This window comes from Kitasatospora sp. NPDC004272 (assembly GCF_053603035.1).
On sequence record NZ_JBSGET010000094.1, the window covers coordinates 1 to 25,122 of the forward strand.

General features: G+C 76.3%; 13 protein-coding genes and 1 pseudogene. 9 read left to right on the top strand and 5 right to left on the bottom strand.

Features of this window, described 5'->3' with window-relative positions; genetic code table 11:
- Window positions 1-109: 109 nt before the first annotated feature.
- From ACWEO5_RS25840 to ACWEO5_RS25865, 6 genes are all read left to right on the top strand, one after another.
- Complete coding sequence (locus ACWEO5_RS25840) at window positions 110-1,414, top strand: glycosyltransferase family 4 protein (RefSeq protein ID WP_452164640.1); 1,305 nt, start codon at window positions 110-112, stop codon at window positions 1,412-1,414.
- Between the two features lie 5 nt (window positions 1,415-1,419).
- Complete coding sequence (locus ACWEO5_RS25845; RefSeq protein ID WP_452164641.1) at window positions 1,420-3,483, top strand: dehydrogenase E1 component subunit alpha/beta; 2,064 nt, start codon at window positions 1,420-1,422, stop codon at window positions 3,481-3,483.
- A 2-nt stretch (window positions 3,484-3,485) separates the two neighbouring features.
- Window positions 3,486-4,778, top strand: coding sequence for a 2-oxo acid dehydrogenase subunit E2 (locus tag ACWEO5_RS25850; RefSeq protein WP_452164642.1), 1,293 nt, complete (start codon window positions 3,486-3,488; stop codon window positions 4,776-4,778).
- Window positions 4,775-6,724, top strand: coding sequence for a condensation domain-containing protein (locus tag ACWEO5_RS25855; protein ID WP_452164643.1), 1,950 nt, complete (start codon window positions 4,775-4,777; stop codon window positions 6,722-6,724). The genes ACWEO5_RS25850 and ACWEO5_RS25855 overlap by 4 nt, the downstream gene beginning before the upstream one ends.
- Complete coding sequence (locus ACWEO5_RS25860) at window positions 6,717-9,929, top strand: amino acid adenylation domain-containing protein (RefSeq protein ID WP_452164644.1); 3,213 nt, start codon at window positions 6,717-6,719, stop codon at window positions 9,927-9,929. Before ACWEO5_RS25855 ends, ACWEO5_RS25860 begins: the two co-directional genes overlap by 8 nt.
- Window positions 9,930-10,082: 153 nt before the next feature.
- Complete coding sequence (locus tag ACWEO5_RS25865; RefSeq protein WP_452164645.1) at window positions 10,083-15,632, top strand: non-ribosomal peptide synthetase/MFS transporter; 5,550 nt, start codon at window positions 10,083-10,085, stop codon at window positions 15,630-15,632.
- A gap of 212 nt (window positions 15,633-15,844) precedes the next feature.
- Here the strand turns inward: ACWEO5_RS25865 and moaA are convergent, their stop codons facing one another.
- From moaA to ACWEO5_RS25885, 4 genes are all read right to left on the bottom strand, one after another.
- Complete coding sequence (moaA, locus tag ACWEO5_RS25870) at window positions 15,845-16,834, bottom strand: GTP 3',8-cyclase MoaA (protein ID WP_452164646.1); 990 nt, start codon at window positions 16,832-16,834, stop codon at window positions 15,845-15,847.
- 113 nt (window positions 16,835-16,947) lie between these two features.
- Entirely contained in the window at window positions 16,948-18,555 is a 1,608-nt protein-coding gene (locus ACWEO5_RS25875) for a solute symporter family protein (RefSeq protein ID WP_452164647.1), read from the bottom strand.
- Entirely contained in the window at window positions 18,552-18,929 is a 378-nt protein-coding gene (locus tag ACWEO5_RS25880; protein WP_344552231.1) for a DUF485 domain-containing protein, read from the bottom strand. Before ACWEO5_RS25880 ends, ACWEO5_RS25875 begins: the two co-directional genes overlap by 4 nt.
- 233 nt (window positions 18,930-19,162) lie before the next feature.
- Window positions 19,163-20,206 carry a zinc-dependent alcohol dehydrogenase family protein gene (locus tag ACWEO5_RS25885; protein ID WP_452164648.1) on the bottom strand — a complete coding sequence of 348 codons (1,044 nt, stop codon included), beginning with the start codon at window positions 20,204-20,206 and terminating at the stop codon, window positions 19,163-19,165.
- Window positions 20,207-20,341: 135 nt separating this feature from the next.
- On the opposite strand from ACWEO5_RS25885, the gene ACWEO5_RS25890 reads away from it, so the two are divergent.
- Both ACWEO5_RS25890 and ACWEO5_RS25895 read left to right on the top strand, forming a co-directional pair.
- On the top strand, window positions 20,342-21,337 hold the full coding sequence (locus ACWEO5_RS25890) for a DEDDh family exonuclease (RefSeq protein ID WP_452164649.1): 996 nt from the start codon (window positions 20,342-20,344) through the stop codon (window positions 21,335-21,337).
- A 31-nt stretch (window positions 21,338-21,368) separates the two neighbouring features.
- Entirely contained in the window at window positions 21,369-22,166 is a 798-nt protein-coding gene (locus tag ACWEO5_RS25895; protein WP_452164650.1) for an SURF1 family cytochrome oxidase biogenesis protein, read from the top strand.
- A gap of 16 nt (window positions 22,167-22,182) precedes the next feature.
- On the opposite strand, the gene ACWEO5_RS25900 is transcribed toward ACWEO5_RS25895, so the two are convergent.
- Complete coding sequence (locus ACWEO5_RS25900) at window positions 22,183-24,468, bottom strand: SpoIIE family protein phosphatase (RefSeq protein WP_344552235.1); 2,286 nt, start codon at window positions 24,466-24,468, stop codon at window positions 22,183-22,185.
- Between the two features lie 182 nt (window positions 24,469-24,650).
- Here ACWEO5_RS25900 and ACWEO5_RS25905 point away from each other — a divergent pair.
- A pseudogene (locus ACWEO5_RS25905) lies at window positions 24,651-25,076 on the top strand (carbohydrate binding domain-containing protein); the annotation flags it as partial.
- Window positions 25,077-25,122 lie beyond the last annotated feature (46 nt).

Below are 25,122 nucleotides of genomic sequence, written 5' to 3' on the forward strand. Positions count from 1 at the left end.
GGCCGCGGCCCCGTGCGCTGCACGGCCTGTCCCCCGCCGACCGGGCCCGGCTGCACGCCCGCCTGCGCGAGCGGCGCGCCGCCGGAACGCCGGTGCCGGAGGAGGCCCGATGAGGATCCTGCTCGCCCAGAACCTGATCCACCTGCCGTCGCACGGCGGGGCCAACCGTTCCAACCGGCTGCTGCTGGAGCGGCTGGCCGCGCGCGGACACAGCTGCGAGGTGGTCGGCCCGCTGACCGGCGCGCTGGCCACCGTCGAGGCCGGGCGGGCCGTCCGGGCGCTGGTCGAGCGCGGCGCGGTGGTCCGCTCCGACGACGGGGAGACCGTCGTCTACACCCACCGCGGCGTCACGGTGCACGCGGTGCGCTCGCCGTCCCTGCTGCCCCGGACCGTCCGCGCGGTGGCCGATCGGCTGCGCCCGGACCGGACCCTCGTCCCCGGGGACGACCCGGGCCACCTGATGCTCGGTGCGGCGCTCGCCGCGACCCCGGACCGGGTGGTGTACCTGGTCCACACGATCCAGCAACTGCCGTTCGGACCGGGGGCGTTCCATCCGAGCGAGGCCGGGACGCGGCTGGTGCGGCGGGCCGCCCGACTGATCGCGGTCAGCGACGCCGCGGCGGCGTACCTGCGCGAGCACGCGGGGCTGGCGGCGGAGGTGGTGCGTCCGCAGGTGTACGGGACGGGGCCGTTCCCGCACCTCGGGCGGGCCGGGCAGGGCGCGGTGACAATGGTCAACCCCTGTGGCTACAAAGGCATTTCGGTACTGCTCGGGCTGGCCGACGCCCGGCCGGAGGTGCCGTTCCTGGCCGTCCCGACCTGGGGCGCGGACGCCGCCGACCGGGCCGAGCTGGCCCGCCGGCCGAACGTCACCGTGATCCCGCCGGTGGACGACATCGACGAAGTCCTGTCCCGAACGGGGGTGTTGCTGATGCCCTCGCTGTGGGACGAAACCTTCGGCTACACCTGCGTGGAGGCGATGCTGCGGGGCGTGCCGGTGCTGGCCTCGGCGGTCGGGGGGCTGCTGGAGGCCAAGTTGGGCGTGCCCGGCTCGCTGCCGGTCCGGCCGGTGACCGCGTACCGCCGCGAGCCGGGCGCGGCCCGGCCCGAACCGGTCGTGCCCGAGCAGGAGTTGGAGCCGTGGCTGGCGGCGCTCGACGCACTGCTCGGCGATCCGGCGCACTACGCGGAGCAGTCCGCCGCGTCCCGCTCCGCCGCGCTGGCGTTCGTCGACGGCCTCGACCCGGACGCCTTCGAACGCTGCCTGGCCGAACCGCTGCCGTCCGGGACGCCGGCCACACCGCCGGAGGCACCGCCGGCCACACCGCCGGGGGCACCGCTCGACCGCGCCGCCGCGCTGCGCCTGCTGGCCGCCCGTCGGCGGAACGCCGCCACCACCACGACCGAGGAGTGACCGCCGTGCTCAACCCCCCGCCCGCCCCGGAGCCGGACGACGCGGACCTGGCCGCGCTGCTGCTGATCCGGCACGTCGAGCTGGCGCTGCTGCGGCTGTTCGGCGAGGGCCTGGTCAGCGGCACCACGCACACCTGCCTGGGCCAGGAGTACGTGCCGGTGGCGCTGGCGCCGCTGCTGGGCGCGGCGGACATGGTGTTCAGCAACCACCGGGGCCACGGCCACTACCTGGCGCTGACCGGCGACGCGGAGGGGCTGCTCGCCGAGGTGCTGGGGCGGCAGGGCGCGGTGTGCGGCGGTGCGGGCGGCAGTCAGCACCTGTACACGGGCGGGTTCCTCTCCACGGGCGTGCAGGGCGAGAGCCTGCCGGTCGCGGTCGGCGCGGCGCTGCGCCGGGCCCGGGACGGGGCGGGGGCGCTGGCGCTGGCGTTCGTCGGGGACGGCACCTGGGGCGAGGGCGCGGTGTACGAGGCGCTGAACCTGGCGGCGCTGTGGCGGACCCCGCTGGTCGTGCTGGTGGAGCACAACGGCATCGCCCAGTCCACGCCGACCGAACGGCAGTTGGCGGGCAGCATCGGGGCCCGGGCGGCGGCGTTCGGCATCGCCCACCACCGTTCGTCGACGTCGGAAGTGGCCGAACTGCGCGCCGAGTTGGCTCCGCTGCTGGAGCAAGTGCGCTCCGGCGGCGGCCCGTTGGTGGTGGAGCTGGACGTGCCGCGGCTGGGCCCGCACAGCAAGGGCGACGACACCCGGGGCGCGGAGGAGTTGGCGGAGCTCGGCGCGCGCGACTGGCACCGGGCCCGGGCGGGCGCGTCCGAGGAGCGGTTCGCGGCCTGGGACGCCAAGCAGTCGGCGCTGGTGGACGCCCTGGTGGCGGAGGTGCTGTCCCGCCCGCCGTCGGACGGCCGGGCCCGCGCCGCGTCCGCCGCGCCGCGGCTGACGCCGGTGCCGCCGCCGTCCGCTCCCGCCGTGCCGGAGCGGGTCGCCGAGAACCTGAACCGGGCGCTGCACGAGCTGATGGCCGCCGACCCGTCGGTGCACCTGCTCGGCGAGGACGTGTCGGACCCGTACGGCGGGGCGTTCAAGGTGACCCGGGGCCTGTCCACCCGGTTCGGCGAGCGGGTGCGGTCGACGCCGCTGAGCGAGGGCGCGATCACCGGGGTGGGCGCGGGCCTGGCGCTGGCCGGGGAGCGCGCGGTGGTCGAGATGATGTTCGGCGACTTCGTCACGCTGGCCTTCGACCAGTTGGTGAACTTCGCCGCCAAGTCGGTCTCCATGTACGGCCGCCGGGTGCCGGTGCCGCTGCTGGTGCGCTGCCCGGTCGGCGGGCGGCGCGGGTACGGGGCGACGCACAGCCAGAGCCCGCAGAAACACCTGATGGGCGTCCCCGACCTGGACCTGTACGAGCTGAGCCCGTTCCACGACGCGGTGCCGCTGGTCCGGCACGCGCTCTCCACCGGCAACCCGTCGGTGCTGTTCGAGGACAAGGTGCTGTACGCCGAGCGGCGGTTCACCGGCGACACGGTCGACGAGGTGCTGCGCTGGCGGCTGGACGGCGGCTCGGCCCTGGGCACGGCCGTGGTCGGCCCGGCCGGCGTGGAGCGGCCGGACGCGGTGGTGATCGCCCCGGGCGGCCTGGCCCGGCGGGCGGTCGGCGCGCTGCGCTCGCTGCTGCTGGAGGACGAGCTGTGCGTGCGCCTGCTGGTCCCGGCCCGGCTGTACCCGCTGGACGCCGACCGGCTGGCCGAGCTGTGCGGACGGGCCCCGGCGGTGGTCGTGGTGGAGGACGGCACCCCCGGCGCGGGCTGGGGGACGGAGGTCGCGCAGGCTCTGCACACCCGGCTCTGGTCGGTGCTGCGGGCGCCGGTGCGGGTGCTGACGGCGGCGGACCGGCCGGTACCGGCGGCGCCGCACCTGGAGGACGAGGTGTTCGTCCGGGACGAGGACATCCGGCGGGCGGTCCGCGCGCTGGCGGAACAGGTGTCGGCGGAACAGGCGTCGGCGGAGCACGCGTCGACGGAGCACGCGTCGACGGAGCACGCGTCGACGGAGCGCGGAGAGGAGCGGTGACGGTGACCGAGTACCGGATGCCGAAGGTCAACACCAACGACGCGGCGTACACCCTGCTGGGGTGGCTGGTCGAGGACGGCGGGAAGGTCGCCGAGGGCGAGCCGCTGCTGGAGGTGGAGACCTCGAAGGCGGTCGAGGAACTGGCCGCACCGGCCGACGGGCTGCTGGAACTGCTCGTCCCGGCGGGCCGCGAGTGCGCGCCGGGCGAACTGCTGGCCCGGCTGCACCCCGACGCGGCCTCCCTGGACGCGGCCCGGCGCTGTCCGGCAGCGTCCGCCGACTCCCAGGCGCCGTCCGCCGACTCCCCCGCCCCCGCCGCCGGGGGCCCGGTCTTGACCGCCCCGGCCCGGGCCCGGCTGGCCGAACTCGGCATCCCCGAGTCGGCGGCGCTCGCGCTGGACGTGCCGGTGGTGCGCCGCGCCGAGGTCGACCTGCTGGCGGCGCGACTCGCGGCGACGGAGCAGCCGGCGGACCGGGGCGCGGAGCGGCCCCGGACCGAGACCCCCACCCCGCAGGCAGCGCAGGCGCCGCAGGACCCACAGGCAGCGCAGGCACCGCAGGACCCGCAGGCAGCGCGGGACCCACAGGACCCGCCGGGGACGGTGCTCGCCCCGCTGTCCCGCAACCAGCGCGCCGTCGCGGCGACCGTCACCGCCGCGCACCGCGAGGTGCCGGCGGCGTTCACCGCCGTGGACGTGGACGTCACCGACGCGCTCGCCGCCGGCCGTGAACTCGCGGCGGCGGTCGGCAGCCTGGTGGGCCTGGCCGAGCTGACGGCGGCCGCGCTGGCCACCCGGCGGGCCACCGATCCGGCCTGCTTCGCGGCGCTGACGGCCGACGGGACGGGCACCCGGCTGGTGCCCGGCGCGCACATCGGGGTGACCTTCGAGCTGGGCGCCGGCCTGTTCGTGCCGGTGCTGCGCGACGCCGACCGGTCCTCGCTGGGCGAGCTGTCCCGGGCCATGATGGCCCACCGGATGGCCGCGCTGCGCGGCGCCTTCCGTGATCGCGACCTGCAGGGCGCCAACATCACGCTGACCCTGCACACCGACCCGGGCGTCGCCCTGGCGCTGCCGGTGGTGTTCCCCGGCCAGGCCTGCGCGCTGTCGCTGGCGGCCCCGCGCACCGTCGTGCTGCCCGACCCGGACGGCGCGGGCTTCCGGGCCCGCAGCCTGGTGCACCTGGGCGCGGCGTTCGACCACCGGCTGTTGAACGGCCGCCAGGTGACGTCCCTGCTGACGGGCGTGAAGGCCCTGCTGGAGGACCCGCACCGACTCGCCGGGGAGGGCCTGTGAACCCGCCCGCCCCCGTCACCGGTCCCACCGCCCCGCCGGAGGCCGCCACCAGCGGCCCGACGACTTCCCCCGCGCCCGTGCCCGGGCACCGCCCGGCCCCGCCGGAGGCCCTCGCCGACGGCTCGGCCCCCACCGCCCCCTCCCCCTCCAGCGCCTCCCCCTCCAGCGCCTCCGCCGACCGGCGCGTCCTCGCCGCGCGCCTGCTCGCGGCGCGCCGGCAGAGCTCGGCGGTCCGGGGCGTGCCCCGGCTGCCGCGGGACGGCCGTCCGGTGGTGTGTTCGGCGGAGCAGCGCCGGCTGTGGCTGGCGGAGCGGATCGGCGGCCCGGACGCGTCGCCGCCGGTGACGGCGGGTCTGGCGCTGGAGGGACCGCTGGACCTGGACCGGCTGACGGCCGCGCTCGCCGGGGTGGTCGACCGGCACCCGATCCTGCGGACGCGCTACGCGGAGGTCGACGGCGAGCCTGTCCAGTTCCGCCCCGATGCTCCCCTGACACCCAACCAGTCCGCTGCCCTGATCGACCTGGTGGACCTCTCCTTCGCGCCGGAGCCGGAGCGCGAAGCGCTGGCCGCCGCCCTGGCCGTGGAGGCGGGCGGGCACCGCTTCGACCTGGCGGCGGGGCCGATGCTGCGGTTGACGGTGCTGCGGCTGGCCGCCGACCGGCACCGGCTGCTGCTGGTGTGCCACCACATCGCGGCGGACGCCCGCTCCGCGGACCTGCTGACCGCCGAACTGGCGACGGCCTACCGCACCGGCGGCGCCCCCGCCGACGGCGCGTCCCCCACTGACAGCGCGTCCCCCGCCGACGACCGCCCGCAGTACGCGGACTACGCGGCCTGGTCGCGCTCCCGGCTGGACCGCGTCCTGCCGGAGCGCCTGGCGTACTGGCGGCACCTGCTGGACGGCGCGCCCCCGGTGCTGGAGCTCGGCCTGGACGCTCCGAAGGGGCCCGGCGGCGGCCGCCGCACCGCGACGGTCCCGGTCCGGGTGCCCGGCGCGGTGGTGGAGCGGCTGCGGGCGGTCGGCGACGGGGCGCGGCTGACGGGGCACTCGGTGCTGCTGGCCGGGTTCCTGGTGCTGCTGGCGCGGTGCGCGGGGCGCCGGGAGGTGACGGTGGGCGTGGTGTCGGGCGGCCGTCCGCACGCCGAACTGGACGCCGTGGTGGGGTGTTTCACGGATCTGCTGCCGTTGCGGGTGTCGCTGGCGGACGATCCGGCGTTCCGTGCGTTCGCACCGCGGGTGCGGGAGGCGTTGGCGGCGGGGTTGGCACAGGCGGCCCCGTTCGACCGGATCGTCTCGGCGGTGGCCCCGCGCCGCGCGCCCGGGGTGCACCCGCTGTTCCAGGTGCTGTTCGTGGAGCGCACGGAGGTCGCGGCGGACGGTCCGGACGCGGGGTGGGGGGCGGGCCTGGCCGCCGCGCCGTGGGGGCAGGAGGTCGACGGCAGCGCGTACGACCTGGTGCTGGCGGCGGGGGTCGGTCCGGAGGGCGCGGAGCTGGTGCTGACGTACCCGTGCGAGCGGTTCGCCCGCCCGGCGGTGGCGGGGTTCGCGGACGCGCTGGTCGAGTTGCTGACGCTGCTGGCCGACCGTCCGCAGGCCGCGCTGAGCGGTGTCCGGACCGCCGAGCCGTGGCGGCCGCCCGCCGCGCCGCCGGCCCGTTCCGTCCGGGCGGAGGCCGCAGGCGGGGGCCCGGCGGCGGGCGGAGCCACCGGCCCGGTCGCGGAGTTGCGCGCCCTGTGGGCGGAGGTCCTGGGCCGGGAGGGGGTCAGCGACGAGGACGACCTGTTCGCCTGCGGCGGGGACTCGCTCGCCGTGGTGCGGATCGCCGCCCGGATCGCCGAGCGGTTCGGCGTGGACGTCCCGGCCTCGGCGTTCTTCGAGTCCCCCACCCCGGCCGGCTTCGGCGCCGTGCTGGCCCGTCTCACCGAGGAGCAGCAGCATGTCTGACCGCGAGTACCCGTTGACGCCGGGCCAGCAGCGGATGTGGTTCCTGCAGCGCGTGGACCCGTCGGACGTCTCGGAGAACCTGGTCACCCTGCGCCGGCTGACCGGCCCGCTCGACCCGGAGGCGTTCCGCCGGGCGGTGGCCGCCGTGGTGGCCCGGCACGAGCCGCTGCGGACGTCGTTCGGGGAGGTGGACGGCGTGCCCGTGCAGCGGGTCGCCGGCCGGGTGGAGGTCCCCGTCCCGCTGCACGACCTGCGGGCCGAGCCGGACCCGGAGGCCGCCGCGCTGCGGCTGGCCGAGGCGTCCGGCGGGCGGCCGTACGCGCTGGAGGACGGGCCGCTGCTGCGGGTCGAGCTGTACCGGACGGGCGAGTGGGCGCACGTGCTGCTGCTGGCGGCGCACCACCTGGTGTCGGACGGCTGGTCGATCCGGCTGCTGCTGGACGAACTGCTGGCCGCGCACCGGGCGGTGGCGGACGGCGGCGAGCCGCGACTGCCGGCGCTGCCGGAGGGGTTCGGCGACCACGTGATGTGGCAGCGGGCCCGTGCGGAGGGCCCGGCGGCGGACCGGGCGGCCGCGTACTGGGCGGCCGAGCTCGCCGCGCCGCCCGGCCGGGGCCTGCCGCCGGGCAGCACGCCGTCCGTTCCGGCCGCGGACGGGCGGGCGCACTGGGTGCGGGCCGAGGTGGACGCCGCCGCGGCGGCCGAGGTCGAGGACTTCGCCCGGCGGCACTCCTGCACGCCGTTCATGGCCTGGCTGGCGCTCTACCAGCTACTGGTGGGCCGGCACACCGGGCAGTCGGACCTGGTGGTGGGCGCGCCGACCGCCGGGCGCGAGCGCCGGGCGGACGAGCGGTTGGTGGGCTGCTTCACGGCCGTCCTGCCGCTGCGCGCCGATCTCGGCGGCGGGGCCGGTTTCGCCGCCCTGCTGGAGCGCACCCGGGCGACCGTCACCGGCGCGCTCTCGCACCCGCAGGTCCCGTACGAGCGGCTGCTCGGGGCGCTGGGCACGGCGCGCGGCGAGGGGCAGCGGCAGCTGTTCCGGCACTGGTTCAACCTGCACACCGAGTCCGCCGCCGGGCAGCCCGCCGAGGCCGGTCCGCTCCGGGTGGACGACCTGGCCGGTCTGCCCGCGCCGACGCCCTTCGACACCTCGCTGGACGCCTGGCCGGCCGCCGGCGGCGGCCTGCACCTGCTGCTGGCGTACGACCCGGCGGTGCTGGACGCCGCCGCCGCGCAGGCCCTGCTGGACCGCCTCCCGGTGCTGGCCCAAAACGCCCTGGCCCGGCCCGAACTGCCGCTCGGCGAGCTGTCGTTGCTGGCTCCCGATGAGCGGGGGGCGCTGCTGCGCGGCCCGGACGGCGTGCCGGACGACCCGGAGACGGTGCTCGACCTGCTGCTGCGGCAGGCCGCCCTGACCCCGGCCGCGGTCGCCCTCCGGGACGGCGAACGGGCTTTCAGCTACCAGGAGTTGATGGCCGGGGCGCACCGGGCGGCGGCCGCTGTCCGCGCTGTGGGAGCGCTCCCGCGCACGCCGGTCGGGCTGTACGGCGCCCGCTCCGCCGAGCTGCTGGCGGGCATGCTGGGCATCCTGCTGGCCGGCTGCGCCTACCTCCCGCTCGACCCGGCCCTCCCCGCGCCGCGCCTGCGCGCCATGCTGGACGGCGCGGGCGCCACCGCCGTCCTGGCCACCCCGGACGCCCCGGAGGTCGACACCGGCCTGCCCACCGCCCGCCAGGACCCGCTGGACGCGCCGCGACCCGCCGCCACGGAAGGCCCGTTCGAGCTCCCGTCGCCCGCCGGTCCGGCCTACGTCCTCTACACCTCCGGCTCGACCGGCGAGCCGAAGGCGGTGGCCGTCCCGCACCGGGCGCTGCTCGCCCGGGTGCGCTGGATGGGCGCGGCGTACGGGCTGGGCCCGGGCGAGCGGGTGCTGCAGTTCGCCTCGCCGGGCTTCGACACGCACGTGGAGGAGGTCTTCCCCGCGCTGGCGCACGGCGCCGAGGTGGTCCTGCTGCCGGTGCCGTCGGCCGAGCTGCCGGACTGGCTGGGCGGTCCGCAGGGCCGCACCCTGACGGTGCTCGACCTGCCGACGGCGTACTGGCAGGAGCTGGTGGCGGCCGGTCCGGCCGTCCCGTGGCCCCCGGCGCTGCGCACGGTGGTGCTGGGCGGCGACCAGGTGGCGCCGACCGCGGTCGCGGCCTGGCGGGAGCGCTTCGGCGACCGGGTCGAGCTGTGGAACACCTACGGCCCGACCGAGGCCGCGGTGATCGCCACCGCCTGCCGGCTGGGCCCGGCCGACGCGGCCGCCCGCCCGGGCATCGGCCGTCCGATCGCCGCGACCGTCGCCCACCTGCTGGACGACGGCGGCCGCCCGGTGCCGCCGGGGGTGCCCGGCGAGCTGTGGCTGGGCGGGGACGGTCTCGCGGACGGCTACCTGGGCCGCCCCGACCTGACGGCGGAGCGGTTCGCCGCGGACCCGTTCACCGGCGGCCGGATGTACCGGACGGGAGACCTGGCCCGGTTGCGGCCGGACGGTGCGCTGGAGTTCCTCGGCCGCCGGGACCGCCAGCTCAAGGTGCGCGGGTACCGGGTGGAGCCCGCCGAGGTGGAGGCCGCGCTGCTGGCGCAGCCGGACGTCGCGCAGGCCGTGGTGGACCTGCACGACGAGGCCGGCCGGCAGCTGCTGGCCGCCTGGGTGGTCCCCTCCCGGGCCGGACACCCGCCGCACGGCGAGGAGTTGCGCCTGCGCCTGCGCGCCGTGCTGCCCGCCCACCTCGTCCCGGACGTCTGTCTGCCGCTGGAGCGCCTGCCGCTGACCGTCCGCGGCAAGCTCGACCGGGCCGCGCTGCCCTCCCCCGCCACCGCCGTCGCCCCGGAGGACGGCGCCGCGGCGCGGGTCGCGCCGGACACCGATGCCGAACTGCTGGTCGCCGAGGTCTGGTCCGAGGTGCTGGGGCTGGATCCGGACCGGTTCGGCGTGCACGACGACTTCTTCGCGCTCGGCGGCCACTCGCTGCTCGCGGTCCGGGTGCTGGCCCGGCTGCGCGCCGCGCTCGAACTCGACCTCCCGGTCCGGGTGCTGTTCGCCGCGCCGACGGTCGCCGGCACGGCCGCCGCCGTCGAGGAGCTGCTGCTCGCGGAGATCGACGCGCTCAGCGAGGACGAGGTGCGGTCCCTGATCGACGAGGGCGCCCCGACCGCCTGACCCCGCCGCCTGCCCCCACCGCATGACCCCACCACACGCCCCCACCGCACGCTCCCCTCGCGTGACACCCCTCGCGCGGCCTCCACCGCGTGACACCACCCATCCCGCCGTCAGCGAAGTACGCGCACCGCTCCAGGAAGGCGCCCCGGCCGCATGACCACCACCCCCGCCACCGCCCCCACGCCCGCCTCCACGCCCGCCGGCACCCCCGACACCGCCGCCACCGCTCGCACGCCCGCCGCCGACGCCCGCGCCGAGCTGCTCGCCCGCCGGCTGCGCCGCGCCCGCACCGCCGCCCCGGTGGCGGCGGTGCCGCGCCGCCCGGAGGGCACCGCGCCGCCGCTGTCCTTCGCGCAGGAACGCCTGTGGTTCATGGACCAGTTCGTCCCGGACAGCACCGCCTACACCGTGCCGCTGGTGGTGCGGCTGCGCGGCCCGCTCGACCCGGAGCGGCTGTCGGCGTCGCTGGAGCGGCTGGTGGCCCGGCACGAGAGCCTGCGGATGCGCTTCCCGGCGGCGGCCGACGGCACGCCGACCGTGGTGGTCGACCCGCCGGGCGGCGTCCGGCTGGAGGTCAGGGCGGTCGCGCCGGGCCTGGCCCCGGCGGACCGGGAGGCGCAGCTCGACGCCTGGGTGCGGGAGGAGACCGGCCGGCCGTTCGACCTGGCGGCGGGCCCGGTGGTGCGGGCGGCCCTGCTGCGGGCCGAGGAGCAGGACCACGTGCTGGTGGTGGTGCAGCACCACATCGTCTCGGACGGCTGGTCCAGCGAGCTGTTTCTGCGCGGGCTGCTGGCCGGCTACCGGGCGGGCGGGGACGTCCCGCTGCCCGAACTGCCGGTGCAGTACGGCGACTTCGCGGCCTGGCAGCGCGAGCGCTACCGGGGCGAGGTGCGCCGGGCCGATCTGGACCACTGGCGCGGCCGGCTGGCCGGCGTCCCGCCGCTGGACCTGCCCGCCGACCGTCCGCGCCCGGCGGTGCCGACGCTGCGCGGCGCGGGCCACGGCATCGCGCTGGACGCGGAGACCAGCCGGGCGGTGCTGGCGCTGGGCGCGGCGCACGGCGCGACGCCGTACATGACGCTGCTGGCCGCCTACCAGGCGCTGCTGGGCCGCTGGTGCGGACAGGACGACTTCGCGGTCGGCTCGACCGTGGCGGGCCGGACGCTGCCCGAGCTGGAGCCGCTGGTGGGCCTGTTCGCGAACGTCCTGGCGCTGCGCGCGGACCTGTCGGGCGACCCGGGGTTCACCGGCCTGCTGGCGGACGTCCGGGAGCGGTTCGTCGCCGACCTGGCCCACCAGGAGATGCCGTTCGAGCAACTGGTCGAGGAGCTGGCGCTGCCGCGCGACCCGAGCCGGACGCCGGTGTTCCAGACCTCGTTCACGCTGCTCAACTACGAGCGCGCCGAGGCCGGTCCGGCGGACGGCGGCCCGGAGGTCGGCCACCAGCCGTTCACCACCGGCTCGACCCGGTTCGACCTGGAGCTGTACCTGCGGCACACCGACGAGGGCTTGCACGGCTACTTCACCTACAGCTCCGACCTGTTCGAGCCCGGCACGATCGCCCGCCTGGCCGAGCTGTTCCAGCGCCTGCTGCGCCAGGTCGTCCGGCATCCCGAACTCCCGCTCTCCCTGCTCGACCTGACGGACCCTCAGGAACTGCGCACCACCCTGGAGGAGTGGAACGACACCGCCCTGGAGCTCGAACCCGGCACCCTGCACGGCCGCTTCGAGGCCCGGGCCGCCGCCACCCCGGACGCGCCCTGCCTGGTCGTCGACGCCACCGGCGAGCGGCTCAGCTACCGCCAACTGGACGAGCGGGCCTCGACGTTGGCCGCGCACCTGGCCGCCGCCGGGGTGGGTCCGGGCAGCGTGGTCGCGGTCTGCGCCGAGCGGTCGGCCGAGCTGGTGGCCGCCCTGCTGGGCGTGCTGAAGGCGGGCGGCGCGTACCTGCCGCTCGATCCGGACTCCCCGGCCGAGCGGCTGTCCGGCATGCTCGCCGACGCGGCCCCCCGGGCGCTGCTGGCCCAGGACGCCCTGCGCGACCGGCTGCCGGCCGAACTCCCCCGCGGCACGCGGTTGTTGTCCCTGGACGACGCCGCGCTGCGGCGACCCCCGGCCGAGCGCCGCCCGCTGCGGCCGGCCGGGCCGGACGACCCGGCGTACGTGATCTTCACCTCGGGTTCGACCGGCCGTCCCAAGGGCGTGCTCTGCTCGCACCGGGGCATCGACAACCGGCTGGACTGGATGCAGCGCGCCTACCCGATCGGTCCGGCCGACGCGGTGCTGCAGAAGACCCCGGCGGCGTTCGACGTCTCGGTGTGGGAGCTGTTCTGGCCGCTGCGCGAGGGCGCCCGCCTGGTGATGGCCCGCCCGGGCGGCCACCGCGACGGCGCGTACCTGCGCGACGCGATCCGCGAACACGCCGTCAGCACCGCGCACTTCGTGCCGTCGATGCTCGCCGTCTTCCTCGCCGAGGAGGGCGTGGAGCGCTGCACCGGCCTGCGCACCCTGGTCTGCAGCGGCGAGGAGCTGCCCGCCGACCTGGCCCGGCAGACCCTGGAGCGGCTGCCCGGCGCCGGCCTGCACAACCTGTACGGCCCGACCGAGGCGTCCGTCGACTGCACGGCCTGGACGTGCACCCCGGCGGACCTGGCGGGCGTCCGCCGCACCCCGATCGGCCGGCCGATCCAGAACATGCGGGTGTACGTGCTGGACCGGCACGGCCGACCGGTGCCCGCCGGGCTGCCCGGCGAGCTGCACATCGCCGGCCCCGGGGTCGCCCTCGGCTACCTGAACCGGCCCGAGCTGACCGCCGAGCGCTTCCGCGACGACCCGTGGGGCCCGCCCGGCTCCCGGATGTACGCCAGCGGCGACCTGGCCCGGCACCGGCCCGACGGCACCGTCGAGTACCTGGGCCGCACCGACCAGCAGGTCAAGCTGCACGGCCTGCGGATCGAGCCCGGCGAGGTCGAGGCCGCGCTGCGCGCCCTGCCGGGCGTGCGGGAGGCCGCCGTCGCGGTCCGCGAGGACCGGCCGGGCGTGCGCCGCCTGGTCGCCTGGACCGTCCCGGACGGCAGCGGCGCCGACACCGCGCCCGCCGTCCTGCGCGCGGGCCTGCGCCGCTCGCTGCCCGACTCGATGCTGCCCTCCGCGTACGTCGTCCTGGACGCGCTGCCGGTCGGCGCCACCGGCAAGCTCGACCGCCGGGCGCTGCCCTCCCCCGCCCCGACCGCCCCGGGCGCCGACCGCGTCGAACCGGCCACCGACGCCGAGCGGGTGGTCGCCGGGGTCTGGTCCGAGGTGCTCGGCGTCCCGCTGCCCGGCCGGGACGACGACTTCTTCGACCTGGGCGGCCACTCGCTGCTCGGCATCAAGGTGGTCGCCCGGCTGCGCACCGCGCTCCCGGACGCCGCCGGCCTGTCCCTGATGGACCTGTTCAAGCACCCCACCGTCCGCGCCCTGGCCGCGCTGGCCGCCACCCCCGCCGCCGACCGCGGCCCGGCCCGCGTCCTGCACGAGCTGACGCCCCGGCAGGCCGCCGAGCCGGTGCTGACCCTGCTGTGCGTCCCGTACGGCGGCGGCAGCGCGGCCGTCTACCAGCCGCTCGCCGACGCCCTGCCGCCCGGCCACGCCCTGTTCGCGCTGGCGGGCACCGGCGAGGAGATGGGCCGCTCCGAGGGCCGGGCGGCCTTCCCGGAGCTGGTGGCCGCGGCCGTCGCCGAGGTCCGCGAGCACGTCCGCGGCCCGGTCGCGGTGTACGGGCACTGCGGCGTCGGCGGGGCGCTGGCCGTCGCGCTGGCGCTCGCCCTGGAGGCGGACGGCCGGGCCGTGGAAGCGGTGTACACCGGCGCGATCTTCCCGTTCGCCCGGCCGCGCGGCCCGGTGGCGCGGCTGATGACCCGGATGGAGCGGCTGACCGGCGACCGCCGCTACCGCGACTGGCTGACCTCGCTGGGCCTGAGCCTGGACGACGTCGACCCGGCCACCGCCCGCCGCCTGGTGCGGGACATGCGCGCCGACAGCGAGCAGGCCGAGGAGTACTTCACCGGGCTGCTGGCCGGCGGCGTCACCCCGCTGTCGGCGCCGGTGATCTCGGTGGTCGGCGAGCGCGACGACATCACCGACTACCACGGGGAGCGCTTCCGCGAGTGGCACTTCCTCTCCGGCACCACCGCCCTGGTGGTGCTCGCCGAGGCCGGCCACTACTTCCTGAAGTACCGGGCCGCGGAGGTCTCCGCGATCCTCACCACCGTCCACCGCGAGCTGCCCGCCGACACCCCGCCCGCCCCCGCCGGCGAGCCCACCTGGCACCTGGCCGACGTCTCCCGCGCCGCCGCCGCGCCACCCGCCACCGCCGCCAGGGCGAGGGCGAAGGCGCCCGCGCCCGGCATGCCGCGCTTCCTGGCGGTCGCCGCGGGCCAGCTGGTGTCGATGGCGGGCACCGCCACCACCGAGTTCGCGCTGCCGCTGTGGCTCTACCTGAGCAGCGACTCGCTGCTCCAGCTCGCCCTGCTCTCCTCGCTCGCCCTCGTCCCGGGCCTGCTGGCCGCGCCGCTCGCGGGCACCGTCGCCGACCGCTACAGCCGCCGGGCCGTGATGCTGGCCGCCGACACCGCCGCGGGCGCCACCCAGGCCGCGATGCTGGCCCTGCTGCTCGCCGGGGCGCTGCACCGCCCGGCGGTGTACGTCCTGATGACGGTGCTGTCGGTGGCCCTGACCTTCCAGCGGATCGCCTGGTCCTCCGCCGTCCCGCAGCTCGTCCCCAAGCGCTTCCTCGGCCACGCCAACGGCCTGGTCCAGGCGGGCGGCGGCGTGGTGCAGTTCGCGGTCCCGCTGCTGGCGACGACGGCGCTGGCCACGGTCGGCCTGCGTGGCATCCTGATCGCCGACGTGTGCAGCTACGGGGTGGCGATCGCCGTCACCGCGGCCCTGCGCTTCCCCCGCACGCTGGGCTGGAGCCGCCGGGAGAGCGTCGGCGCCGAGCTGCGGGCCGGGTTCCGGCTCGCCCTCGGGACGCCGGGGCTGCGCGCGATGCTGTTCTTCTTCGCGGGGACGAACCTGCTGGTCGGGCCGCTGTTCATCTTCTTCCAGCCGCTGGTGCTGGGTTTCGGCTCGCTCTCCGACGTCGCCCGGGTCTCGCTGGCGGGCGGTTTCGGCATCGTCCTGGGCGGCACCCTGATGGCGGTGTGGGGCGGCCCGTCCCGGCACCGGATGCGCGGCGTGCTGGGCGCGTTCCTGCTGATGGCGGCGGGCTGCCTGGTCACCGGCCTGCGCCCGTCGACGGCCCTGGTCGGGGCGGGCGTGTTCGGCATGTTCCTCGGCCTGACCGTGATGAACACCGTGTACGCGACGATCGTCCAGGTGAAGGTGCCGGCCCGCTTCCACGGCCGGGCCTTCGCGGTGAACGCGCTGTTCGCCTGGTGCACGATGCCGGTCGGCTTCGTGCTGCTCGGCCCCGGCACCGCCGCGCTGCTCCAGCCCGCCCTGGAGCCCGGCGGGGCGCTCGCCCCGACCGTCGGCCACCTGATCGGCACCGGCCCGGGCCGCGGCCTCGGCCTGACGTACGTCCTGTTCGCGCTCGTCCTGATCGCCACCGGTCTGGTGCTGCGCCGCCTGCCGGTCTTCGCCCACTTCGACGAGCGGGTCCCCGACGCCCGCCCGGACGACCTGGTCGGCCTGGAGGCGCTCCACAACCGCGACTGAGGAAGGCCCCGCCAGGGGCCCGGGGAACGGCGGGTCCGGGCTGCTGCCGGCCGGACCCCACCGAAGGGCCCGTGCTGCTTCGGGCCGGGAACGGCGGATCATCCGGCCGCCGCACCTCCGGCAGCCCCGGGCTCCGGCCCGTCCCCGGCGCGGCCGCCGACGGCCTCCCGTCCGAAGGCCCGGCTCCCGCCGGAACGCCCCGCGAGGGCCCTTCAGCCGCCGATCGCCGACATCGGGCGCTCGGGCTGGTGGAACTCCGGCTGGTCGATGCCCGCGCCCGCCTTCTTGCCCCACATCGCGGCCCGCCACAGCTCGGCCAGTTCGGCGTCGCTCGCGCCGGAGCGCAGCGCGCCGCGCAGGTCGGTCTCGCCGGCCGCGAACAGGCAGTTGCGGACCTGGCCGTCGGCGGTGAGCCGGGTGCGGTCGCAGGCGCGGCAGAACGGGCGGGTGACCGAGGCGATCACGCCGACCGTCGCCGGGCCGCCGTCGACCAGCCAGCGCTCGGCCGGGGCGGCGCCGCGGGCGGCGGACGGTTCGGGGGTCAACTCGAAGCGGGTGCGCAGCAGTTCGAGGATCTCCTCGGCGGTGACCATCCGGCTCCGGTCCCAGCCGTGCTGGGCGTCCAGCGGCATCTGCTCGATGAAGCGCAGCTGGTAGCGGTGCTCGATCGCCCAGGCCAGCAGGTCGGCGGCCTCGTGGTCGTTGACGCCGCGCATCAGGACGGCGTTGAGCTTGACCGGCCGCAGCCCGGCGGCCTCGGCGGCGGCCAGGCCGTCCAGCACGTCCTGGTGGCGCTTGCGGCGGGTGAGCCGGGCGAAGGTGTCGGGGTCGAGGGTGTCGAGCGAGACGTTGACCCGGTCGACCCCGGCGTCCCGCAGGGCGGGCGCGATCCGGGCCAGGCCGATGCCGTTGGTGGTGAGCGAGATCTCCGGCCGGGGTGCGAGCCCGGCGCAGGCCGCGATGATCGCCACCAGCCCGGGACGCAGCAGCGGTTCGCCGCCGGTGAAGCGGACCTCGCGCACGCCGAGTTCGCCGACGGCGAGGGCGACGAGGCGGACGATCTCCTCGTCGGTGAGCAGTTCGGGTTTGCCGAGCCAGTCGAGGCCCTCTTCGGGCATGCAGTAGGTGCAGCGCAGGTTGCACCGGTCGGTGAGCGAGACCCGCAGGTCGACGGCCTGCCGTCCGTAGGTGTCGAGGAGCATTCCGGCGCCCGCCTTTCCTGGAAGAAGCCCGAAAGAAGCCCGCTGGCCCGGCCACCGTGCGGTGGCCGGGCCAGCTTAACTCCGCTCCCGGACACCGCCGGGGAGGTGTTCGCTCAGTGGGCGCCGAGGCCGGTGAGCGAGCGGACCTCCAGTTCGGCGTACTTCGCCGGGTCGGCCTTCTCCCGGGAGAGGTAGGTGCCGATCACGCCGGCCAGGAAGCCGACCGGGATGGAGACCAGGCCGGGGTTCTCCAGCGGGAACCAGTCGAAGGAGCTGCCGGGGATCAGTGCCTTGGCGTTGCCGGAGACCACCGGGGAGAAGACCACCAGGCCGACGGAGGTGATCAGGCCCGCGTAGGTGGAGGCGACCGCGCCGGTGGTGTTGAACCGCTTCCAGAACAGCGAGTAGAGCAGGGTGGGCAGGTTGGCGGAGGCGGCGACCGCGAAGGCCAGCGCGACCAGGGCGGCGGCGTTCAGCTTGTCGGCGAAGATCGACAGCAGGATGGCGATCGCGCCGATCGCGACGGCGGCGAACTTGGCGCTGGCGACCTCCTCCTTCTCGGTGGCCTTGCCGCGCCGGATCACGTTGGCGTAGAGGTCGTGGGCGAAGGAGGACGAGGAGGCCAGGGTGAGTCCGGCGACCACGGCCAGGATAGTGGCGAAGGCGACCGCGGAGATCACCGCGAGCAGCACCGCGCCGCCGGTGGTGCCGGCGCCGCCGCCGAGGTGTTCGGCGAGCAGCGGGGCGGCGGTGTTGCCGGACTTGTCGGCGGCCAGCGCCTTGCGGCCGACCAGGGCGGCGGCGCCGAAGCCGAGGGCGAGCGTCATCAGGTAGAAGACGCCGATGATGCCGATCGACCAGAGCACCGACTTCCGGGCGGTGCGGGCGGTGGGCACGGTGTAGAAGCGCACCAGGATGTGCGGCAGCGCGGCGGTGCCGAGCACCAGGGCGATGCCGAGGCTGAGGAAGTTGAGCTTGGTGGTGCCGTTGGTGCCGTACTTGAGGCCGGGCTGCAGGAACTTGTCGCCGCTGCCGCTGGCCTTGGCGGCGGAGCCGAGCAGTTCGGACAGGTTGAAGTGGAACTTGGCGAGCACCAGGACGGTCATCAGCCCGGCGCCGAGGATCAGCAGCACGGCCTTGATGATCTGCACCCAGGTGGTGCCCTTCATGCCGCCGATGACGACGTACAGCACCATCAGCGCGCCGACCGCGACGATCACCCAGCGCTTGGCGGCGTCGCCCTGGGCGCCGAGCAGCAGGGCGACCAGCGAGCCGGCGCCGACCATCTGGGCCAGCAGGTAGAAGATCGACACCACGATGGTGGAGATGCCCGCGGCGGTGCGGACGGGCCGCTGGCGCATCCGGAAGGCCAGCACGTCGGCCATGGTGTAGCGGCCGGAGTTGCGCAGCGGCTCGGCGACCAGCAGCAGGGCGACCAGCCAGGCGACCAGGAAGCCGATGGAGTAGAGGAAGCCGTCGTAGCCGGAGAGCGCGATGGCGCCGGTGATGCCGAGGAAGGACGCGGCGGACATGTAGTCGCCGGAGATCGCCAGTCCGTTCTGGAAGCCGGTGAAGCTGCGGCCGCCGGCGTAGAAGTCGGAGGCGTCGCGGGTGCTGCGGCCGGCCCACAGGGTGATGCCGAGGGTGGCGAGGACGAACACCCCGAACAGCGACATGATCAGGGTCCGGTGGTCGCCCGCGGAGGTGGCCAGCTGGATCATTCGGCGGCCTCCTCGGCCACGGCGGTGTGCTCGGTGGGCTGGGCGGGCAGCGTGGCGTCGGCGCGGCCGCGGATGACGGCGGCGCGCGGGTCCAGTTGCCGGTCGGCGAACCTGGCGTACCAGGCGGCGATGGCGAAGGTGCTGACGAACTGCAGGATGCCGAGCACCAGCGCGAGGTTGATGTTGCCGACGACCTTGGTGCTCATGAAGCCGGGGGCGTAGCAGCTGAGCAGGACGTACAGCAGGTACCAGAGGACGAATCCGGCCGTGACCGGGAATGCGAAGTTCCGGAAGGAGCTCCTCAGCTGCCGGAACTCCGGTGACTCCTCGATACGTTGGAACGATTCGGGGGCTGTCTCGGGCGGGGGTGCCACGCGGGGACTCCTGACGTCTTCGGTGCGACGGACGATCAGATGGACGTGAGTGACGTCACATTGAGTGCGCTGCATGCTAGATCCAGCGGCGGGCGCCGAGAAGCTTCCCCACGCGATGTGGCCGAAAACTGACCAGAACACGCCACCGGGGCGGCCGTTTTGCGGCCACCCCGGTGCAATGATCATTCAACTTGAGCCGTTCGGCGGGTAGTTGGCCACCCGCCCGGTGGACCTCAGAACGCGATCCGGACCTTCAGCGCCGTCCGCTCGTCCATCGCCCGGTAGCCCTCCGGCACCCCGTCCAGGCCCACCGTGCGGTCGAACACCGCGCCCGGGTCGATCGCCCCGGAGAGCACGTCCGGCAGCAGCTCGGGGATGTACGCCCGGGCCGGGGCGACGCCGCCGCGCAGCTGCACGTTCCGGTTGAACATCTGGCCGATGTCCACGCCCGCGCTGCCGCCGTGCGGCACGCCCACGTAGCCGACCGCGCCGCCGTCCCGGGCGATCGAGAGCGCGGTGCGCATCGACTCCTCGGTGCCGACCGCCTCCAGCACCGCGTGCGCGCCCTGCCCGCCGGTCAGCTCGCGCACCGCCTCGACCGCCGCCTCGCCGCGCTCGGGCACCACGTCGGTGGCGCCGAAGGAGCGGGCGATCGCGGTGCGGCCCGCGTGCCGGCCGAGCGCGATGATCCGGCCCGCGCCGAGCCGGTGCGCGGCCAGCACGCCGCACAGCCCGACCGCGCCGTCGCCGACCACCGCGACCGTCGCCCCGGGCCGCACGCCCGCCGAGACCGCCGCGTGGTGCCCGGTGGCCATCACGTCGGACAGCGCCAGCAGCCCGGGCAGCAGCTTCTCGTCCCCGGCCGCCTCCTTGGGCAGCTTCACCAGCGTCCCGTCCGCGAACGGCACCCGGACCGCCTCGCCCTGCCCGCCGTCCGACCCGGGGGTGCCCCAGAAGCCGCCGTGCGGGCAGGAGGTCTGCAGGCCCTCGCGGCAGTACTCGCACACGCCGTCCGACCAGACGAACGGGGCCACCACCAGGTCGCCGACCGCGAAGCCGCGCACCTCGGCGCCGGCCTCCTCGACGAAGCCCAGGAACTCGTGCCCGATCCGCTGCCCGGCCTCGCGCTTCGCGACCCCCCGGTACGCCCACAGGTCGCTGCCGCAGATGCAGGCGTTCAGCACCCGCACCACGACGTCGGTGGGCCGTTGGATCCGCGGGTCCGGCACCTCCTCGATCCGGATGTCCTGGGGGCCGTGGATCACGGTGGCGCGCATGAGGGGTGTCCTTCGTTTCTGTGGTTCAGCGCGGGTGTCCGCACCCGCGTCTCCAGTGCCAAGGCACCGCCCGCCCGCACTATTCCGGCCGGAGCCGTCCGGAGCCGCCCGCCGTTCCCCGTAAAGTGGTGCGTTATGTACGCGCCATTCCCGTCCTCGCCGCTCCCGGCACCGCGCACCGGCCCCGACGGGGGCGCCGGGCGCGGGTTCGCCGTGGTCGACGTGGAGACCACCGGTCTCGGCCGCTCCGACCGGGTCATCTCGGCGGGTGTCTACCAGCTCGACCCGGACGGCGAGGTCACCGACCACTGGTACACCCTGGTCAACCCCGAGCGGGACCCGGGACCGGTCTGGATCCACGGCCTGACCAGCGAGGTGCTGGCCGGGGCGCCGACCTTCCCGGAGGTCGCCGCCGAGTTCGCCGAGCGGCTGCGCGAGCGGGTGCTGGTCGCCCACAACGCGCTGTTCGACTGGAACATGATCTCCCGCGAGTTCTCCCGGGCCGGCCTGCGCGCCCCGGTCGAGCAGCGGCTGTGCACCATGGTGCTGGCCCGCGACCTGCGGCTGCCGCTGCCCAACGGCAAGCTCTCCTCGCTGGCCGCGCACTTCGGCGTGCACCAGCGCCAGGCCCACCACGCGCTGGACGACGCCCGGGTGCTGGCCGAGGTGTTCCGCCCCGCGCTGGAGCTGGCCCGCAGCGGCGGCGTCCCGCTGCCGCTGACCGCCTGCGTCGCGGTCAGCGACCTCGGTGAGGACGCCGGTGCCGCCGGACCGGCCTCCGCCCCGGCCCGCGGCTCCTGGAGCTCCTCCTACCGCCCCGGCCGCAAGCGCCCGGCCTGCCCGTACCCGAACCCGGGCCGCTGGGTGGACGGCTCGCCGCTGGTGCAGGGCATGCGGGTGGCGATCACCGGCGACACCGCCACCGACCGCGAGCTGCTGGAGGACCGGGCCACCGAGGCCGGCCTGCACATCGCCTCCTCGGTGAGCCGGCTCACCAGCCTGCTGGTCACCAACGAGCCCGGCTCCTGGAGCGGCAAGGCCCGCAAGGCCCGCGAGCTGGGCACCCCGGTGGTCGGCGAGGACGCCTTCCTGCAGCTGTTGCGCGAGGTCGCGCCGCACCCCGGTGCCTGACGCGCCGGTAAGGAGGGTTAGCGTGCCGGGTGTGTACCGATTCCTGCTGTCCGTGCGCTGGGCGGTCATCGTCCTGGTGGCCGCGGTGCTGGTCCCCGCCATGATCAAGCTGGGCTTCTGGCAGTACCACCGGCACGAGGCCCGGGTGGCCCGCAACGACCTGGTGGCGCGGAACCTGGGCAGCACCCCGGTCGCCTTCGACTCGCTCTCCTCCCCCGGCTGGTCCGTCCCGTCCGGCGAGGTGTGGCGCACCGTGACCGCCACCGGCAGCTACGACACCGGGCGCGAGGTGGTGATCCGCGGCCGCACCGAGCCCGGCGGCTCCACCATCGGCTACTTCGTGGTCACCCCGCTGGTGCTCGCCGACGGCAAGGGCTCGGTCCTGGTCAACCGCGGCTGGGTGGAGTCCGCCGCGGACGCCGCCAGCATCCCCGACGTCCCCGCCCCGCCGTCCGGCGAGGTCACCGTCACCGGGCGGCTGCGCGCAGACGAGACGTACGCCTCGCTGGGCGTGAAGAACCGCGGCGGCCTGCCGGACCGGATGTTCAAGGTGATCAACACCGCCGAGCAGGCGAAGTACGCGGGCACCGCCGTGCTCGGCGGCTACCTGGAGCTCGCCTCCTCCCGGCCCGCCGCCGGCCCCTCCCCCGAGCCGCTCGCCGAGCCCGGCCACTCCGACATCGGCCCGCACATGGCGTACGCCGTCCAGTGGTGGCTGTTCACCGCGCTGATCCCGGTCGGCCTGGTGGTGCTGGCCCGCCGCGAGGCCAAGCAGGGCACCGCGGAGCGGGCGCCGGGCGCGGCGGAGCCGGTCGGCGCCGCCGGCTGAGCGGCGGCGGGTCCGCTCAGTCGGGCCCCATCGGCTGCTCGGCCCAGATGGTCTTGCCGCCCCGGGTGTAGCGGCTGCCCCAGCGCTCGGTCAGCTGGGCGACCAGGTAGAGGCCGCGGCCGCCCTCGTCGGTGAGCCGGGCCCGGCGCATCCGCGGCTGGGTGGAGCTGGGGTCGGAGACCTCGCAGGTCAGCACCGAGGAGCGGATCAGCCGCACCACCACCGGGCCGCCCGCGTACCGGATCGCGTTGGTGACCAGTTCGCTGAGCACCAGCTCGGTGGTGAACACCAGCTCGTCCAGCCCCCACCCCTCCAGCGTCCGGGTGGCGGCCTCGCGCACCCCGGCGACGGCGGACGGGTCGGCGTCGATGGTCCAGACGGCGGTGTCCGACGGCGGCACCGGGTGCAGCCGGGCCAGCAGCAGCGTCACGTCGTCGCTCAGCCCCGCGGTGGACATCTCCGCGACGATCGACCGGCCGGCCGCCGCCAGGTCCCCGCCGAGGTCGGCCTCGCCGAGCCGGGCGGCCAGCTGGTCCATGCCCTCGTCGAGGTCGCCGCCGTTGCCGCCCTCGATCAGCCCGTCGGTGTACAGCGCCAGCACGCTGCCCGCGCGCAGCGCGCACTCGACGGTCTCGAACGGCAGCCCGCCGACGCCGAGCGGCGGCCCGGGGTTGACCGGCAGGTACTCGACCCGGCCGTCGGGGTGCACCAGCGCGGGCGGCGGGTGCCCGGCGCTGGCGGCCTGGCAGATCCCGGAGACCGGGTCGTAGACGGCGTACACGCAGGTCGCCCCGGAGGGGTCGGCGACGCCGCGCTCGCGCTCCTCCTCGCTGCCCTCGACGACCAGCTGGGAGACCAGGTCGTCCAGGTGCACCAGCAGCTCGTCGGGTTCCAGGTCGAGGTCGGCGAGGGTGCGCACGGCGGTGCGCAGCCGGCCCATGGTGGCGCTGGCCTGCAGGCCGTGGCCGACCACGTCCCCGGCGACCAGGGCGACCCGGGCGCCGGAGAGCGGGATGACGTCGAACCAGTCGCCGCCGACGCCGGTGGCGGTGTCGGTGGGCCGGTAGACGCTGGCGGTGGTGGCGGCGGGCACCGCGGTCTCGGCGGGCGGCAGCAGCGAGCGCTGCAGGCCGACGGCGGCCCGGTGCTCGCGGGTGTAGCGGCGGGCGTTGTCCAGGGCGAGCGCGGCCCGGGCGGCGATCTCCCGGAGCAGTTCGAGGTCCTCGGCCTCGTACGGGCCCTCGTCCTCGCCGCGGCGGACGGTGACCCGGCCGAGCGGGCCGCTGCGGGCGTGCAGCGGGGCGCTCATCGAGAGCGGTCCGGCGGTGGCGGCGGGGGTGCGGGCGAGCCGTTCGCGGCCGAGCGGTCCGAGCGGGCGGCTGTCGGGTCCGGGCGGCCCGGCGGTGGCGGTGCGGCGGACGGCCAGCAGTCCGTCGGCGCCGGGCACCGGTTCGTCGCCGGTGAAGACGGCCTCGGCGATGTCCACCTCGGCCCGGTCGCCGAGGCCGGGCACCAGGACGCCGGCCAGGTCCTCGGCGGTGCCGGCCACCGAGAGCGAGCCGCCGACGGCGGCGGTGGCCCGGTGCAGCACGTCGGCCCGCCGCCGGTAGCGGTGCAGTTCGGTGACGTCGCCGAACAGCGCGGCCACCCCGATCAGCGTCCCGTCGGGGGCCTGCAGCCGGAACGCCTGGATCTCCATCACCACGGCCGGCCCGGGGTCGTCCAGGGTGCGGATCGGCAGTTCGGCGCGGACCACCGGCTCGCCGGTGGCCAGCACGCCGCGCAGGACCGCCTCGGCGGCCCGCGCGTCCTGCGGGTGCAGGAAGTCGCCGAGCCGGTGCCCGGCCAGGTGGGCGGGCAGGCCGGTGTAGGGCAGCAGGTGGGTGTTGGTGCGCAGCAGCCGCAGGTCGGCGTCGAAGAAGGCCAGGCCGATCCGGTCCTGCAGGAACAGCTCCCGGGTGAACGCCTCGTCCTGCTGGCGGCGGGCGACGGTGTCGGCGGGGGTGGCCAGCACCAGGGCGCGGACCTCGTCGTGCTCGCCCGCCAGCGGGAGCACCTGGTAGGCGACCTCCAGCGGGGCGCCGCCGCCGGTGCGCAGCCGGACCTCGCCGGTCCGCCTGCCGAGCGCGCCGGCGTCGGCCGGGCCGTCGGCCAGCAGTTCGCGGACCGGACGGCCGGTGACCTGGGCGGCGGGCAGGCCGAGCAACTGCTCGGCGGCGGCCGTCCAGCCGACGACGCGTCCGTCGCCGTCGACCAGGGCCGCCGCGACGCCGTCGATGTTCGGCAACCGCCGACTGTCCATGCGCTGCACCTCGGGTGGGTGATCCGGTCCCCCCATCTTCGGACGGTTCCCGGTCCGGCGCCATTGACGCCCGGTCCCGCACCCGGTCGGTGCACGCCCATTGACGCCCCGTATTGGTCTAGTCCAAATTGGCCGTGCACATGCCCCGCACCGCTCTTTCCCCCGCATCGGAGCGAACCTTCATGACGCACCGCACCCACCGCGGCGCCACGGCGGCCGCCGTCCTGGCCCTGGGCTCCGCCGTCCTCGCCCTGCTGCCCGCCCAGGCGGGCGCGGCCACCGAACTCCTCGGCAACGGCGGCTTCGAGTCCGCCGCGCTCTCCCCCTGGAGCTGCGCCGGCACCGCCGCCACCACCACCTCGGCCCCGCACTCCGGCGGCGCCGCGCTCTCCGCCGCCCCCGGCGCGGGCGACCTCGCGCCGTGCAGCCAGAGCGTCACCGTCCAGCCGAACACCGGCTACGCGCTGAGCGCCTGGGTGAAGGGCTCGTACGTCACCCTCGCCGCCTCCGGCACCGGCGTGTCCACCTCCACCTGGGCGAACGCCACCGGCTGGACCCAGCTCACCCGCACCTTCACCACCGGCCCGGGCACCACCCGGGTCACCGTCACGCTGAGCGGCTGGTACGGCAGCCCCTACCAGGCCGACGACGTCT

Coding starts and splice junctions, on each gene's coding strand:
- ACWEO5_RS25840 (WP_452164640.1), top strand. CDS start 110: ATGAGGATCCTGCTCGCCCAGAACCTGATCCACCTGCCGTCGCACGGC.
- ACWEO5_RS25860 (WP_452164644.1), top strand. CDS start 6,717: ATGTCTGACCGCGAGTACCCGTTGACGCCGGGCCAGCAGCGGATGTGG.
- ACWEO5_RS25865 (WP_452164645.1), top strand. CDS start 10,083: ATGACCACCACCCCCGCCACCGCCCCCACGCCCGCCTCCACGCCCGCC.
- moaA (WP_452164646.1), bottom strand. CDS start 16,834: ATGCTCCTCGACACCTACGGACGGCAGGCCGTCGACCTGCGGGTCTCG.
- ACWEO5_RS25875 (WP_452164647.1), bottom strand. CDS start 18,555: ATGATCCAGCTGGCCACCTCCGCGGGCGACCACCGGACCCTGATCATG.
- ACWEO5_RS25885 (WP_452164648.1), bottom strand. CDS start 20,206: ATGCGCGCCACCGTGATCCACGGCCCCCAGGACATCCGGATCGAGGAG.
- ACWEO5_RS25890 (WP_452164649.1), top strand. CDS start 20,342: ATGTACGCGCCATTCCCGTCCTCGCCGCTCCCGGCACCGCGCACCGGC.
- ACWEO5_RS25900 (WP_344552235.1), bottom strand. CDS start 24,468: ATGGACAGTCGGCGGTTGCCGAACATCGACGGCGTCGCGGCGGCCCTG.